Here is a 15,445-nt window from a genome sequence, read left to right as displayed (position 1 = left end):
CGTTCATGGCCCCTGCCCGCAGCACCCCCGGCAGGCCGCTAGACTCGCGCTTTCCCCTTGCAACAGAGCTGCTGCGATGACCCAGTGGTACTTCCACGCCGCCGGCCAGGCCGAGCGTATCGGCCCGCTCGACGAGCACGCTGCACGCCAGTTTGCGCAGGCCAACCCGCGGGCGCTGGCCTGGTGCCAGGGCATGAGCGGGTGGACAGCCGTGTCCGAACTGGCCGCATTGCACGCGGGCCCGGCAGCGCCTGCTGCCGCCGCACCGCCGGTACTGCCCGCCGCCACGCCCGCCGCCAAGCAGGCAGCCAGCAGCAGCGGCGGCCACGGCGATCCCATCGATTTCCGCATCGTCGGCCATGAAATGCAGTTCGTGGAGATCGGCCTGGACCCGGGCGAAAGCGCGATCGCCGAAGCGGGCGCGCTGATGTTCAAGGAATCGACGGTGCAGATGGACACCGTGTTCGGCGACGGCTCGCAGGCCAGCAGCGGCTTCATGGACAAGGTGATGGCTGCGGGCCGCCGCGTAGTGACCGGCGAAAGCCTGTTCGCCACCGTCTACACCCAGACCGGCACGGGCCGCGGTAAGGTCGCCTTCGCCGCGCCCTATCCCGGCACGGTGCTGCCGATGAAGCTGGACCAGCACGGCGGGCGCCTGATCTGCCAGAAGGACAGCTTCCTGGCCGGCGCGCGCGGCGTGCGCATCGGCGTGCAGTTCCAGCGCAGGATCATGACCGGCCTGTTCGGTGGCGAGGGCTTCGTCATGCAGAAGCTGGAAGGCGACGGCTGGGTCTTCATCCATGCCGGTGGCTGCGTGATCGAGCGCGAGCTGGCCGCCGGTGAACGTCTGGACGTGGATACCGGCTGCGTGGTGGCCTACCACGCGTCGGTGGAAATGGACGTGCGCCGGGTCAGCGGCATCAAGAGCATGCTGTTCGGCGGCGAGGGCGTGTTCCTGGCCACGCTGACCGGGCCGGGCAAGGTCTGGCTGCAGTCGCTGCCGTTCTCGCGGCTGGCCGGGCGCATGTGGATGGCCGCGCCGCAGGGCGGCGGGCAGAGCCGCGGCGAAGGCTCGATCCTGGGCGGGCTGGGCCGCGCACTGGGCGGCGACAACCGCTTCTGATCCTGCACGGTAGCGCCGGGCCATGCCCGGCGAGCACAGCGGCAGCTGAACCATCCGCCGGGCATGGCCCGGCGCTACCCACGGATTTTGCACCTTCGGTATGCTGGCGCCCTTTCCTGAACCCGGCGCCCTGAGCGCATTGCCGATGAGCCTGTTCCGCCCCCGCGTGCTGCTGTCCGTCGCCCTGCTCGGCCTGTTGGCCGGTTGTGGTGGCGAGGAGGTCCGCCCCACTCCGCCGCCGCAGCCGATCCTGGTACCGCAGGCCAAGCCGGTGAAGATCGGCATCGCTCTCGGTGGCGGCGCAGCCAAGGGCTTTGCCCACATCGGCGTGATCAAGATGCTGGAAGCCAACGGCTTCGAACCGGTGGTGGTGTCGGGCACCAGCGCCGGCAGCGTGGTCGGCGCGCTGTATGCCAGCGGCATGGACGCGTTCCAGATGCAGAGCAAGGCCGTGGCGCTGGATGAAGCCAGCATCCGCGACGTGCGCCTGTTCTCCGGTGGCCTGGTGCAGGGCCAGAAGCTGCAGGACTACGTCAACGAGCAGGTGGCCAACCGGCCGGCCGAAAAGCTGAAGAAGCCGTTCGCCGCGGTCGCCACCCAGCTGGAAACCGGCGAGCGCGCGATCTTCGTGCGCGGCAACGTCGGCCAGGCCGTGCGCGCGTCCAGCAGCATCCCCGGCGTGTTCGAGCCGGTGAAGATCGGTGGCCGCAACTACATCGACGGCGGCGTGGTCAGCCCGGTGCCGGTGGATGCCGCGCGCCAGCTCGGTGCCGAGTTCGTCATCGCCGTGGATATCTCCAGCAAGGCCAGCGGCAAGGCACCGACCGGCATGCTGGGCATCGTCAACCAGTCGATCTCGATCATGGGCCAGCGCCTGGGCGAGCAGGAACTGGCACGCGCCGACATCGTCATCCGGCCGAAGGTGCTGGACATCGGTGCCGCTGATTTCAGCCAGCGCGGCACTGCCATCCTCGAAGGCGAGAAGGCCGCGATGGCGGCGATGCCGCAGATCCGCGCGAAGATCCAGCAGCTGCAGAAGGCGCGCGCGGCGGCATTGGCACCCGCTGCACCGGTCGTGCCGAAGTGCGATGAGCCCTCGCGCCTGGGCAGGATGATGGGCCGCAAGGAAAAGTGCTGAGTGCTCTGCCGCGTCGCTGCTGAGCGGCGCGGCATCCCGCGCTAGCGCACGGGCCGGTAACCGCTGGCCTGCTGCCGTTCGCGCCGGCGTGCCTGGCGCGCCTGTTCCTGCAGCGCCGCGGTGTGCTGCAGCTGTTCCATGCCATCAGCGGGCACGTGCAGCTGGCGGCGCGCACGGGTCAGCGCCAGGTACACCGCGCGCACCGGGTTGTGCCAGATGCGCCCGCCCTGCCCTGCGCTGAAACAGCCGGGCGACAGCGAGACGACGTCGAACTGCAGGTTCTTCGCGTGCTCGGCCAGGCACAGCACCACGCGTGCATCGGCGGGCGTGTCCTGGTCATCCAGCGCCTGCAGCAGTGACTGCACGCGGTCGGCCGAGGCGAACAGGTCCGCCCATGCGCCCTGCCCGTCGCCGACCTGCGTGGCCAGGAAACGCTCCTGCATCTGGTTCGACCCGCTATCGCGGCGGCGCCAGGCATCCAGCGGCCCCTGCAACGCGCTGCGCAGCGCGCGCAACGAGGCCGGGTGCAGGTAGGGCCGCAGCCCCTGCGCCTGCAGCTGTGCGGCGTCCAGGGCCAGATCGGCGGCATTGCCGTGGATGCGCAGGCCCGTGCGTGGCACCTGCGACCAGTCGCGGTAATGCAGCACACCCGTGGCGCGGTCAGCGGCACCCACAAACGGACCGCTGTCCGGGCCCAGGCCATCCAGCGCGAGCGCCTGGTTGACCAGGCCATCGACCTGGTTGCCCTGGCGCACCGACTGGTGCATTTCCAGCACCTTCGATGCGGCCCAGCGCGGCACCGTGCCGGACAGGCACTGGTGCGGGTCGCCCAGGCTGACCACACCCGGTGCGTGGCCGGCCAGCAACTGCTTCCACGACGGGCTCAGGTCATGCGCCTCGTCCACCAGCAGCATGCCCATGTCCTGCGGCGGGGTGACGCCGCGCAGCGCCAGCCACTTGCCGATGTGCGCCGGGCTCAGGCTCAGCAGCGTGCCGCGCTGCAGCTCGGCATCGAACATGCTGCGCCAGACGTGCTCGGCCGCCGCCAGGTAGGGCGCCACGTCGAGCATGGCGGCCGGCACCGAGCGGTCGAAATGCTGGAACGCCATGCGCGGTGCGGACGACGCGCACCAGCGGTTGATCGCCTCGAAGGCGGTCAGCAGCACCTGTTCCGGGCTGCGCCCAGCGATGCCCTGCAGGCCGATGCGGCCGGCGATCTCGCGCGGGGTGCGGGTGCTGCGCCGGTAGCTGGCGACGAAGCCGCCGGTCTGGCCACTGCGCGCGGCGTGCTGGGCCACGCGGTTGCTGAATTCGATCTGGGTCAGCAGGCGCACGGCCGTGCTGGCCGGCACGCGGGCGCGGAATGCTTCGACCTGGCCGCGCGACGGCGCGATGTAGGTATAGCGGCCCGGCCGCGCATCCATCAGCGCCAGCACCAGGTGGCCCTTGCCGGTACCGGCGTAGCCATCGAGGTCGATCAGTTCATCCGGGTTGGCCGCGATCGCGCGCAGCACGCGGGCCTGTTCGGACGTGTAAAGGCCATGGTGTTCGACCGCGCGCGAATCGCTGGCAACGGCTTCGTCCTGGTCGTCGTCCTCATCGTCGCTGGCGAACGCGGCCGGGAAGCGGATCTCATGCTCGGCCAGGGTTTCCTGGCAGGCCTGCTGCAGGGCCAGGCCCGGGTACTCGCTGGGCGACTGCGCGATGAAGTCCTGCAGGATCTCCGCCGGTGCCAGCAGCACGCCATGGGCGGCCAGCGCGGCCAGCCAGGCATCGAGTTCCGGCTGGCCACCGCCACCCGTACCGGTCAACGGCGTGGCAGCGGTTTCGCGGGTGGCAAACAGTGCACAGGCTTCGTGCAGCAGGCGCTCGATCTCGGCTGGCGCATGCAGGCGCGCGCGGCACAGCTGCGCGGCCATCAGCCCGGCCTGTTCCAGCGCGGTCTGTGGCGGCGTGCCATGGGCGATGTAGCGCGCCAGCGACTTGCGCTGCAGCGGCAGGAAGGTGGTGGTAAGCACCGGGTGCTGGAGTTCGGACATGCCTGGAACCGGAAAGGAACGCTGCGCCGCGCGCAGGGCGGTGATGCTCGGCTACCCGCCCGGCGCCGTCAAATCGCCGCGGCCGGTTTACTCCAGCTGCGACAGCGGCAGTGCCTGGAAGCCCTTCACCGTGCGCAGCACGAAGCTGGAATTGGCGTCGGCCACGCCGCCGGCGTTGAGCAGCCTGTCCAGCAGGAAGCGCGAGAAGTGCTCCAGGTCGCGCACGTAGACGTGCAGCAGATAGTCCATGTCGCCGGTCAGGGCGTGGCAGGCCACCACCTCATCCCAGCCCTGCACGCTGTCCACGAAGTGGCCGATGGCCGCCTGGTCGTGCTTTTCCAGCTGCACGCGGACGAAGGCCTGCAGGCCCAGGCGCAGCTGGCGCGGTTCCAGGCGCGCGCCGTAGCCGACGATCACCCCTTCGCTTTCCAGCCGCTGCAGCCGACGCAGGCAGGCCGACGGCGACAGGTTCACCCGCGTCGCCAACTCCGCGTTGGTGGCGCGACCATCACGCTGGATCTCGGCCAACAGGCGTATATCCGTGCGATCGAACTGGACTTCTCCGGCCATTGCTGCCCCGCAACACGGTGAGTACGCAAGGATATTGCGCCACGAGGCCCATTACGCGCAACTTTTGCAACCCTGTTGCGCGCGCCCTGCCCTAGCATCACCGGTATCCCTTCAAGGAGTGCCCCATGGACCTCGCCCAGCCCCGCCGCGTCGAACACCAGCAGACCGACAAGGGCTACGTGCCGGTGTACACCACCGCGCTCGTCGAGCAGCCGTGGGACACCTATACCGCCGACGACCACGCCACCTGGAGCACGCTGTACCAGCGCCAGCGCGAGCTGCTGGTGGGCCGCGCCTGCCAGGAATTCCTGGATGCGCAGGACGAGATGGGCATGAGCGCGCACATGATTCCGCGCTTCGACCAGCTCAACGAAGTGCTCGGTGCCGCCACCGGCTGGACCCTGGTCGGCGTCGAGGGCCTGCTGCCGGAACTGGATTTCTTCGACCACCTGGCCAACCGGCGTTTCCCGGTGACCTGGTGGATCCGTCGTCCGGACCAGATCGACTACATCGCCGAGCCGGACCTGTTCCACGATCTGTTCGGCCACGTGCCGCTGCTGATGAACCCGGTGTTCGCCGACTACATGGAGGCCTACGGCCGCGGCGGCGTCAAAGCCCACGCGATCGGCCCGGATGCGCTGCAGAACCTGACCCGCCTGTACTGGTACACGGTGGAGTTCGGCCTGATCGACACGCCCGAAGGCCTGCGCATCTACGGTGCGGGCATCGTGTCGTCCAAGGGTGAATCGCTGTACTCGCTGGAATCGGCGGCGCCCAACCGCATCGGCTTCGACCTGCAGCGGATCATGCGCACGAAGTACCGCATCGATACCTTCCAGAAGACCTACTTCGTCATCGACAGCTTCGAACAGCTGATGCAGGCGACCTCGCCGGACTTCACCCCGATCTATGCCGCACTGGCCGACCAGGCGCACCTGCCCGCCGGTGATGTGCAGGCCGATGACCGCGTGTTCCAGGCCGGTACCGGCGAAGGCTGGGCCGACGGCGGCGACGTGTAAGTACGCAGTCGCGCAGGTAGTCTGCGGGACATGACTGATGTGTTTTCTGCCTTCCGCGTCACCGACATCGCCTTCGACGACGACTTCATCCTGCTGACCTTGGCCGATGGCCGGCGTACCCGCCAGCCGCTGCGTTGGGCGCCGGCACTGTTCGAAGCCGCGCCCGAGCAGCGTGCGCAGTGGGTCGCCACGGCCAATGGCCTGGGCGTGAACTGGCCGGCCCTGCTGCCGCCGCGCGAGGATGGCGTGGTCGATGTTCCCAACCAGGTGTGGGACGACCGCTACGAGGCGGCGCTGGCGCGCTTGAAGGCGGCTGCATGGACGCTGGATGCGTTGTCCGATGAAGACCAGCAGCTGGTGGCGCTGTGGCGCATGGAAGCGGATATCAACAACGGCGGCTTCATGCAGTTCCTGTGCAACTGGGGTGACCCTACCTGCCAGCTGGCGCTGCGTGCATTGCAGGCGATGGGCGCGGTGCAGACCCACGCGATCCTGGCCGGCATGCGCGGGTTGCTGGACCGGCTGGAGGACGACCCGGCGATCACGCAGCTGCACGACCTGTACGGCGCGATGACCGAGCAGGAGCAGGATGCCCTGCATGCCTTTGACGAAGCCTATTTCGAGCGGCCGGAAGACCTGGCGCGGCTGGGGCTGAAGCATTTCGGCCCGGAGCCGTTGTAGAGCCAAGCCGAGCGTAGGCTCGGCTCTACAGATCAGCGCAGCCCGTGTAGAGCCGAGCCCATGCTCGGCTGCGTTCAATCACGCGGGTACGCCAGCAGCACCACCAGATCCTCCTCACCCACCTGCTGCAGCGCGTGGCTGCTGCCGGTGCGCGTCAGCAGCGCGTGGCCCGCGCGCACGTCGTGCTGCTTTCCATCCAGCACGTAGCTGCCCTGCCCGCTCACGATGTAGTAGATCTCATCCTTGTGCTGCGGGTGCAGGCCGATGCCGGCGCCCTTGTGCAGCACGCGCTTGCGCAGCACGAACGGCAGGTCCGCAGCGTCGGCGAAGAACGGATACGCGGTGGTCGGCCCGGCGCCACCATGCGGGCCGGGCTGCATGCGTGCAATCGTGTCTTCATGCAGCACCTGCGAGGGCCGCTGCGCATCGGTGCCCTGCCCTGCCCCCATCACGTCGCAGTCGATATCACGCACCAGCGCCGGTTGCAGCGCCGGCAGCAGCGGCACGGCCTCGCGCAGCACCAGGCAGGCCACTGCATTGGCACCGGCCACGCTGAAATGCGTGCCGTCGGCCTTGCCCTGCGCAGGCACGAACAGGAAGTACGGGCGTGCGCCCTGCTCGCCCAGCGCACGGATCCAGCGCGTGCTGCGGTCGTTGAGTTCGATCAGCACGACGTGCTCGCGCGCAGCCAGCTGCTGCATCGCCACCGTGTAGCGCGCGTGCGTATCCAGCAGTGATCCGAAGTCGTACAGCAGCCGCGCCACCGGCGTGACCAGGACCGGCGTGGCGCCCTTGTCGCGCGCCACCTGCACATAACGCATCAGCAGGCGCGGATAGTCGGTGTCCGGGTCGGTGTAACGCGTGCGGTCTTCGAACTTCGCGTCGTTGTGGCCGAACTGGATCAGCAGCACATCGCCGCGCCGCAGCTCGCTGGCGATCGCGTCCAGGCGCCCTTCGTCGATGAAACTGCGCGTGCTGCGCCCGCCCTTGGCGTGGTTGTGTACTTCGAAACGTGCCGGGTCCAGGTAGCTCTGCAGCGCCTGGCCCCAGCCCGCCTGTGGCGCACGCTCCGGCCCGTATTCGGCGGCGGTGGAATCGCCCGCAATGAACAGCCGCACCGGCGCCGCCTGCGCGGTGGTGCACGAGAGCAGCAACAGCAGCAGCAGGTTGCGCATGGCGGCACTCCTGTAGAGCCGAGCCATGCTCGGCTGTTTTTCGATCAGGGCGCGACAGCCGAGCATGGGCTCGGCTCTACAGAACGGTGCGCGTCAGCGCGCCAGCCAACCACCATCGACCGGCAGCACCGCACCGTTGATGTAATCCGACGCCGACGACGCCAGGAACACGGCCGCACCGGCCAGGTCGTCCGGGGTGCCCCAGCGGCCGGCCGGGATGCGGTCGAGGATGGCCTTGTTGCGGTCCTGGTCGGCACGCAGCTGGGCGGTGTTGTCCGTTGCCATGTAGCCCGGCGCGATGGCGTTGATGTTCACACCCTTGCCTGCCCACTCGTTGGCCAGCAGGCGGGTGATGCCGGCGATGCCGCTCTTGCTGGCGGTGTACGACGGCACGCGGATGCCGCCCTGGAACGACAGCATCGAAGCGATGTTGATGATCTTGCCGTGGCCCTGTTCGATGAAATGGCGGCCGGCAGCCTGCGAGATGAAGAACGCAGACTTGATGTTGACGTTCATCACGTCATCCCAGTCCTGCTCGCTGAAGTCCACCGCATCGGCGCGGCGGATCAGGCCGGCGTTGTTGACCAGGATGTCCAGCCCGCCCAGGCCTTCGATGGTTTCGCGCACCACGCGCGCCACCGGCTCGATGCTGATCAGGTTGGCTTCGATGGCCAGGCAGCGGCGGCCCAGCGCGGTGATCTTTTCGATGGTTTCGGTGGGCGGGGCGATGCCGGCCACCGCGACGTCGGCGCCAGCGGCGGCCAATGCCACGGCGATACCCTGGCCCAGGCCAGTATTACCACCGGTTACCAGAGCGACCTTGCCTTCCAGGCTGAAGGGATTAGCCATTGCGTATGCATTCCTTGATAGAGGCGAGCGGGATCAGCGGCAACGGCCGCCGGCGCGCGGTGCGCGGCGGCCGGGCAGGGCTTACTTGAGCTGGCAGATGTCCAGCACGTGCATGTCGGTGTAATCCAGGTTCTCGCCACCCATCGCCCAGATGAAGGCGTAGTTGCTGGTGCCCGCGCCCATGTGGATCGACCACGGCGGCGACACCACCGCTTCGTTGTTCTGCATGACGATGTGGCGCTGTGCGTCCGGTTCGCCCATGAAGTGGTAGACGCGGTCGTTGTCGCCCAGGTCGAAGTAGAAGTAGACCTCGCTGCGGCGGTCGTGCAGGTGCGGCGGCATGGTGTTCCAGACGCTGCCCGGCTTGAGCACGGTCAGGCCCAGCAGCAGCTGCGAGGACTGGCAGGTGGCCGGCACGATGTACTGGTAGATGGTGCGCTCGTTGCTGGTTTCCAGCGCGCCGCGATCCAGCGCCACCGCATCCTTGATCGACAGCTGCTTGGTTTCGAAGCGTGCATGGGCCGGGGTCGAGGCCAGGTAGAACTGTGCCGGGTTGGCGGCGTCCTGCGAAGCGAACACGACGTCCTTGCTGCCCATCGCCACGTACAGGCCGTCCTTCGGCCCCAGCGTGTAGACGGTGCCGTCGACCGTGACGGTACCGGTGCCGCTGCCGACATTGATCACGCCCAGCTCGCGGCGCTCCAGGAACGGGTGGCCGGCGGCCGAGGCCGGTTCGGTCTGCGCCGGCAGGGCCAGCGGGGCATCGACCGGGGCGGCGCCGCCGAGCACGAAGCGCTCGTAGTGGGTGTACTTCAGGGTCACCTGGCCGGCATTGAACAGGCCGTCGAGCAGGTACAGCTCGCGCAGCTGGTCGTTGCTGGCGCCCTTGATGGCATCGGGATGGGTGGCGTAGTGGGTCTTGCAGTACATGGCTTCTCCAGAGCAGGGGGCGGGCCGAAGGGTTCGGCCCCGGCGCGGTTCATGGTCGATTCTAGCGGCGATTGGTAACCGGTGTCATTTTGCGCCGCACGATAGGGGGGGGGGGCTGGAGAGTCACGACCAACGGTCGTGACCCACAAACGGTCGTGACCTACCGGATTGAGGCCTTAAGGTGTCGCGACCAACGGTCGCGACCTACAGGACTGATTCCTCCGGAATCAGTCCTCTGGCGGCTGGCAGGAGTCGCGCACGATCAGGTGCGGGCGCACGCTGGCGATCTGCAGCGCGGCCTGGCTGTCGGGCTGGATCAGCATTGCTGCGGCGGTGCGGCCGGTGTCGCGGGTGTGGCGGCGCACCGAGGTCAGCGAGGGCCACAGGCGCGAGGCCAGCGGGCTGTCGTCGTAGCCGACGATGGACAGCTGGCGCGGGATGTTGATGCCCGCACGCAGCGCCACCTTGTAGATGCCGGCGGCCATTTCATCGTTGCCGGTGAAGATGGCGGTCGGCCGCCGCTTGCCCAGCAGCAGCTTCTCGGCGGCGGCCACGCCCGATTCGAAGGTGTAGCCGGCCTCGATGATGCGGTCCTTGGGCAGCTCGATGCCGCGCTGGGACAGCGCGTCGATGAAGCCGGCGGTGCGCTCATGCGCGGAGCGGTAGGCGCTGGGGCCGGTCACCAGGGCGATGTCGCGGTGGCCGAGCGAGAGCAGGTAATCGGCCGCTTCGGCCGCACCGTCGCGATCGTGGGTGACCACCATCTGCGAGCTGTCATCCAGCGGCAGCGCCGCCACGCGGGTGAAGCGGCAGCCGATCTCGTCCAGCATGTCGGCCAGCGCCTGGTCTTCGGAGGCACGCGGCACCAGGATCACCCCGTGCAGCTTCTGCTGCTGCACGAAGCGGCGCACGCCGTCGATGTAGCCCGGGCTGCGGCTGTCGCAGGGGTGTACCACCAGTTCAAAGCTGGAGCCGCGCAGCGCGTCCAGCGCGCCGTACTGCATGTCCACGATGTACTGGGCGGTCGGGTTGTCGTAGACCATGCCGATCAGGAAGGAGCGGCGGAAGGCCAGGCCACGCGCCAGCGGGTCAGGCGTGTAGCCGACCTCGCGCATCAGCGCCTCGACCTTGTCGCGCGTGTCCTTGCGCACCAGGGGCGAGTTGTTGATGATCCTTGAAACCGTTTTCTTCGATACTCCCGACAGTCGCGCGATGTCGTTGATCGTGGCGGCCTTGCCCTTCGCCAATGCCGGCGTGGCGGCATCGTTCTTGTTGCGCACTGACATGTAGTGAACCCGGTAAGTCTGGGGATTCCAGCGCGCGCTCAGTCCAGCGCGCGATAGCGGAAGCTGCGGAAGGTTACCGCACCATCGCCGGCCGCATACAGGGCCGGTTTCAGTGCCAGGAACTTGCCAGCCACATTGTGATGGTAACCGGACACTTCCATCTGAACCGGGTACTTCTCCCAGCGCTGGCCATCGGTGCTGGAGTGGATCGTCACGATGTGGCGGTTGTTGGTCACCCGCAGCCACAGCTTGCCGCCCTTCGTGCTGGCCGCCAAGCGGGTGGGGCGCTCCTCGCCATAGCGGTGCATGATGAACTTCTCGCCGTTGCTGCCCACGCCCACGTACAGCCGGTCGCTGTAGAACAGCAGGGCGCCGCCCACCGCGCCCGGGGCGATGTCCATCTCCACCTCGAACTGGTAGGCCTTGTCGCCGGCGATGGCGGTCAGCGGCGAGCTGTCGCGCGGGGTCTGGCCCTTGCCCTGCAGCACCAGGCCCTGGCCGCTGAAGCCCAGCCGCCGGTATTCATCCTGGGCCGGGTTGAAGAACGACCACTGCGGGCCGAGCGCCTTGCCGCGGAAGTCATCGGACAGGGCCATGCCGTGCGCGCCCACCGATTCACCGGAGGGCTTGCGCAGCGGCTGGCCGAGGTCGCCGCCCTTGGCCACGAACCAGCCGTCGGCGGTCCATTCGATCGGCTCCAGCAGGGCCTGCCGGCCCAGGGTCCAGTACCCGTTCTCGTAGCCGTGGTACATCATCCACCAGCGCCCGTCGGTGCCCTCGATCACCGTGGCATGGCCGCGCGACCACCACGGCTCTGCGGCCGACTGCGTGCGCATGATCGGGTTGTTGGGCGCGTTCACCCACGGCCCATGGATCGAGCGCGAGCGCGCAGTGATCACCATGTGCCCGGTCGGCGGGCCGGCGGTGCCGCCCACTGCGGTGGTCATGTAGTACCAGCCATCGCGGAAGTGGATCTTCGGACCTTCCTGCGCATAGGCCTCCACGTCCCAGCTCTGCGGGTACTTCCAGCCGTCGTAGACGTGCTTCGGCGTACCGGCCACGCTCAGGCCGTCGTCGGCCAGCTGCACGTAGTCGCCGCCGCTGAGGAACAGGTAGCGCTTGCCGTCCTCGCCCACGGCATGGCCGGGGTCGATGTAGCCGCCCAGGCCGATGTCGATCGGCTCGCTCCACGGCCCCTTGATGCTGTCGGCCCAGACCACGAAGTTGCTGCGGTGTTCACCGGTGCGCGCCGGGAAGTAGATGTAGTAGCGGCCTTCATGCTTGACGATGTCCGGCGCCCAGATCGCGCCCACGTTCTTGGTGATCGCATGGCCCAGCGGCTGCCAGTTCACCAGGTCGCGCGAATGCCAGATCGGCAGGCCCGGGTAGGCATCGAACGAGGAAAGGGTGAGGTAGTAGTCCTGGCCGTCCTTCAGCACCGACGGATCGGGCCGGTCACCGGCGAACACCGGGTTGAGGTAGTTGCCGTCGCCCAGGTCGGCCTGGCGCTGGTTCTCGATGCCACGTTTCCACGACGTGGCCGGTGCCTGCGCCTGCGCTTGCGCGAGGACGGGCACGGCCAGCAGCAGGGTGGCGGCAAGCAGGGTCTTCAGAGCGGTGCGCGACAGCATCGGGTTCCTCCGTGGTGCGGGTGCGGTGGCAGGTGCAGCGTCAGGGGGCAGGGCGGCCGAGGCGCGCGCGCCAGGCCGGCGCATCGCGGTCGAGCAGGGCCTGCGGCCAGGTGCCATACCAGTGGTAGCCGGTGCGGCGCTCGCGGCCGACCTGTTCGTAGGTCTGCAGGCGGTCGCCCTGGCGGTTGGCCAGCACGACGCTGTTGTCGGCCAGGTCATGGAAGCGGCCCCACAGCAGCGGCGCGGCCGGGTCGGCCAGCAGGCGGCGATCGACCGTGCTGCGGTGGTGGGCGAACTGTTCGGCGGGTGCGTCGAAGGTCTGCAGCCGCAGGCCATGCAGCGCGTTGGCCTGGAACCACGCCAGCGCGCCTTCGATGGCCTGCACCGTCTGCGGCGAGGGATCGGGAATGGACATCAGGTAACGCACCACGCCCACGCTTTCATCGGTCACCAGCGCGGCCAGTTCGAATTTTCGACCGGGTGCCGGCTGCAGCGTGGTGGCATCGTACTGGCCGGCCCAGAGCGTCGGCTGGCCGTGCTGGCGCACCTGCAGGCGCAGCAGGCAGGCATCACCGCGCTGCACCGCCGTGGCCACCCGCGTGCGGCGCGCGGCGTCGACAAAGGCGAAGCGCGGTGCGTCCTGCACCTGGCGCAGGGTGGCCAGCACGCCACTGGTGACGTCGTCGGCGAAGGTGATGCGGTCGTGGTAGTCGGTGCGTGCCGGCACCGAATGCGGCCAGCCGCCACAGCGCTCGATCTGCTGGTCGAGGATGAAATCCAGCCCACGCAGTGCGGCGTCGCGGTAGCGGGTGTCGCCGCTGCGGGCGAAGGCTTCGGCCAGGTAGTCCACCTGGGTGTAGGTGGTGCGGTTGTCGAAGCTGCCGCCGGGTTCATCCTGCGCTACGAGGGCGGCCGCGCGCGCGGCGGCGTCCAGCACCCGCAGCGGGTCCTGGTTCACCGGCCAGCCGCCGGAGCGGCGCTGCAGCAACAGCAGGTTGTCGGCGATCTGCCGGTACTGCTGTGGCTGCAGCCGTGCGTAACCATCGGCATGGCCGCTGCGCCAGTGGTTCACGCCGTCGTTGAAGCTGCCCACCGGAATGGCAGGTGCTGCTGCCGGCGGCGCAGCGTGGGCCGCCGTGGCGGCCATGCCCACGCCCAGCAACAGCGGCAACGCGCGACGCCGCATCATGCGCGCAGCGCGGCCGGCAGCCACAGCGAGAGCTGCGGGAAGAAGGTGACGATCAGCAGCACCGCCAGCGCGGCGAACCAGAACGGCCAGATCGTGCGCATGCTCTGGCCCACGGTGATCTTGCCGATGGAGGTACCGATGAACAGCACCGAGCCCACCGGCGGCGTCACCAGGCCGAGACCGCCGGTCAGCACCAGCACCAGGCCGAAGTGGATCGGATCGATGCCGTAGGCCTTGGCCACCGGCAGGAAGATCGGCGTGCAGATCAGGATCATCGGCGCCAGGTCCATGAAGGTGCCCAGCAGCAGCAGCATCACCACGATCATCAGCAGCACCATGAACTGGCTGTGTGCGAACGACTGCAGGAAGTCCACTGCGGCGGTCGGCACCTGGAGGTAGGCCAGCAGCCAGCCGAACACGGCGGCGGTGGCGATGACGAACAGGATGACGCCGGTGCTGCGCGCGGCATGGATGACCGTGTCGAAGAACTCGCGCCAGCGCAGCTGCCGGTACAGCACGGTGGTCACCAGCAGGGCGTAGACCACGGCGATGGCCGCACTCTCGACCGCGGTGAAGATGCCCGCACGGATGCCGACGAAGATCAGCGCGACCAGGCCCAGGCCGGGCAGGGCGGAGACGATGCGCAGCAGCACCGCGCGCCAGCCCGGGAACACTTCCACGCCGTAGCCGCGGCGGCGTGCCACGGCATAGCCGGTCAGCATCAGGGCGACGGTCATCAGCAGCGCCGGCACGATGCCCGCGGCGAACAGATCGGCGATGGACAGGCCACCGCCGGCGGCGGCAGAGAACAGGATCAGGTTGTGCGAGGGCGGCACCAGCAGCGCCACCAGCGCGGCGGTGATGCTGACGTTCACCGCGAAATCGCGGTCATAGCCGCGCTTGACCATCTGCGGGATCATCGTGCCGCCGACCGCCGAGACGTCGGCGATGGCCGAGCCGGACACGCCGCCGAAGAACAGCGAGGACAGGATCGAGACCTGGCCCAGGCCGCCGCGCATGCGGCCGACCAGCGAGGACGCCAGTGCGATCAGGCGCTCGGAGATGCCGCCGCGCATCATGATCTCGCCGGCGAAGATGAACAGTGGAATGGCGATCAGCGAGGCCGAGCCGGTGCCGGCCGAGATCTGCTGCACCAGCACGATGCTGGGAATGTCCAGGTAGAGCAGGGTGGCCAGCGCGGCGGCGGCCAGCGCGTAGGCCACCGGCACGCCGAGCAGCAGCAGCACGGCGAATACGGCGAACAGGATGGTGATGCCCATGGGTCAACGATCTCCTTCAGCGTCGTCGCTGCCGGCGTCGCGGGCCTGCAGCGCTTTCCACGCACGGTTGAGTGCGAACAGCACCATCAGCGCACCACCCACGGCCAGCGGCAGGTAGTTGATGCTCTGCGGCAGCTGGGCGCCGGCGGTCTTGATGTCCAGCCCGTCCAGCAGCAGGTCGGCCGACCAGAAGGCGATGAAGCCCCCCAGCACGGCCACCACCAGCTGCACCAGCACATCCACCGCGCGGCGCAGGCCGGGGGCCATGTAGGCGTGCAGCAGGAAGAAGCCGAAATGGCGGTTGGTGTGCACGCCGCAGGCCGCGCCCAGGCTCATCGCCGTGGCCAGCAGCAGCAGGGTGACCGGCTCGGTCCAGCTGGGCGAATCGTTGATGACGTAGCGGGCGAACACCTGCCAGCCCTGCACCACCACCAGCCCGAGGAGGGCGGCGACGGCACAGTAGATGGCGATGTCGGCGATGCGGTCCAGCAGGCGCTGTCCAGGCCCGGCGGCGGGCGGCAAGGTCTCGGTCATG

At 68.7% G+C, this 15,445-nt stretch carries 14 protein-coding genes; 4 read left to right on the top strand and 10 right to left on the bottom strand.

The window, feature by feature from the left end; genetic code table 11:
- Window positions 1-76: 76 nt before the first annotated feature.
- Window positions 77-1,123: a TIGR00266 family protein gene (locus tag IAE41_RS11445; protein WP_200733203.1), complete on the top strand. Its 1,047-nt coding sequence runs from the start codon at window positions 77-79 to the stop codon at window positions 1,121-1,123.
- Window positions 1,124-1,268: 145 nt separating this feature from the next.
- Window positions 1,269-2,261 (top strand): patatin-like phospholipase family protein, encoded by a 993-nt coding sequence (locus IAE41_RS11440; protein ID WP_079224545.1) that lies wholly within the window; start codon window positions 1,269-1,271, stop codon window positions 2,259-2,261.
- A 41-nt stretch (window positions 2,262-2,302) separates the two neighbouring features.
- On the opposite strand, the gene IAE41_RS11435 is transcribed toward IAE41_RS11440, so the two are convergent.
- Window positions 2,303-4,300, bottom strand: coding sequence for a hypothetical protein (locus IAE41_RS11435; protein ID WP_200733202.1), 1,998 nt, complete (start codon window positions 4,298-4,300; stop codon window positions 2,303-2,305).
- A gap of 87 nt (window positions 4,301-4,387) precedes the next feature.
- Complete coding sequence (locus IAE41_RS11430; protein ID WP_079224542.1) at window positions 4,388-4,870, bottom strand: Lrp/AsnC family transcriptional regulator; 483 nt, start codon at window positions 4,868-4,870, stop codon at window positions 4,388-4,390.
- 125 nt (window positions 4,871-4,995) lie between these two features.
- Here IAE41_RS11430 and phhA point away from each other — a divergent pair, with 125 nt between their 5' ends.
- Both phhA and IAE41_RS11420 read left to right on the top strand, forming a co-directional pair.
- Entirely contained in the window at window positions 4,996-5,889 is an 894-nt protein-coding gene (gene phhA, locus IAE41_RS11425) for a phenylalanine 4-monooxygenase (protein ID WP_200733201.1), read from the top strand.
- 30 nt (window positions 5,890-5,919) lie between these two features.
- The gene (locus IAE41_RS11420; protein ID WP_200733200.1) at window positions 5,920-6,570 is read left to right on the top strand and encodes a DUF4375 domain-containing protein; all 651 of its coding nucleotides are present in this window, start codon (window positions 5,920-5,922) and stop codon (window positions 6,568-6,570) included.
- Between the two features lie 74 nt (window positions 6,571-6,644).
- Here IAE41_RS11420 and IAE41_RS11415 read toward each other — a convergent pair whose 3' ends face one another.
- The 8 genes from IAE41_RS11415 to IAE41_RS11380 all read right to left on the bottom strand — a co-directional run bounded on the left by IAE41_RS11415 (window position 6,645) and on the right by IAE41_RS11380 (window position 15,444).
- The gene (locus IAE41_RS11415; RefSeq protein WP_200733199.1) at window positions 6,645-7,745 is read right to left on the bottom strand and encodes a GDSL-type esterase/lipase family protein; all 1,101 of its coding nucleotides are present in this window, start codon (window positions 7,743-7,745) and stop codon (window positions 6,645-6,647) included.
- 93 nt (window positions 7,746-7,838) lie between these two features.
- Complete coding sequence (gene kduD / locus IAE41_RS11410) at window positions 7,839-8,594, bottom strand: 2-dehydro-3-deoxy-D-gluconate 5-dehydrogenase KduD (protein WP_049456664.1); 756 nt, start codon at window positions 8,592-8,594, stop codon at window positions 7,839-7,841.
- 81 nt (window positions 8,595-8,675) lie between these two features.
- Window positions 8,676-9,524, bottom strand: a complete 849-nt coding sequence (gene kduI / locus IAE41_RS11405; RefSeq protein ID WP_079224536.1) for a 5-dehydro-4-deoxy-D-glucuronate isomerase — start codon at window positions 9,522-9,524, stop codon at window positions 8,676-8,678.
- Window positions 9,525-9,751: 227 nt separating this feature from the next.
- Complete coding sequence (locus IAE41_RS11400) at window positions 9,752-10,810, bottom strand: LacI family DNA-binding transcriptional regulator (protein WP_079224534.1); 1,059 nt, start codon at window positions 10,808-10,810, stop codon at window positions 9,752-9,754.
- 38 nt (window positions 10,811-10,848) lie between these two features.
- The gene (locus IAE41_RS11395) at window positions 10,849-12,399 is read right to left on the bottom strand and encodes a family 43 glycosylhydrolase (RefSeq protein WP_325167000.1); all 1,551 of its coding nucleotides are present in this window, start codon (window positions 12,397-12,399) and stop codon (window positions 10,849-10,851) included.
- Window positions 12,400-12,481: 82 nt separating this feature from the next.
- Window positions 12,482-13,630 (bottom strand): pectate lyase, encoded by a 1,149-nt coding sequence (gene pelA, locus IAE41_RS11390; protein WP_234458438.1) that lies wholly within the window; start codon window positions 13,628-13,630, stop codon window positions 12,482-12,484.
- Entirely contained in the window at window positions 13,627-14,910 is a 1,284-nt protein-coding gene (locus IAE41_RS11385) for a TRAP transporter large permease (RefSeq protein ID WP_079224528.1), read from the bottom strand. Before IAE41_RS11385 ends, pelA begins: the two co-directional genes overlap by 4 nt.
- Before the next feature lie 3 nt (window positions 14,911-14,913).
- Entirely contained in the window at window positions 14,914-15,444 is a 531-nt protein-coding gene (locus tag IAE41_RS11380; protein WP_200733197.1) for a TRAP transporter small permease, read from the bottom strand.
- Window position 15,445: the final 1 nt, after the last annotated feature.

It is taken from the genome of Stenotrophomonas sp. S39, assembly GCF_016624665.1.
Lineage (GTDB): Bacteria > Pseudomonadota > Gammaproteobacteria > Xanthomonadales > Xanthomonadaceae > Stenotrophomonas.
This window is presented reverse-complemented; position numbering and strand designations above follow the sequence as displayed.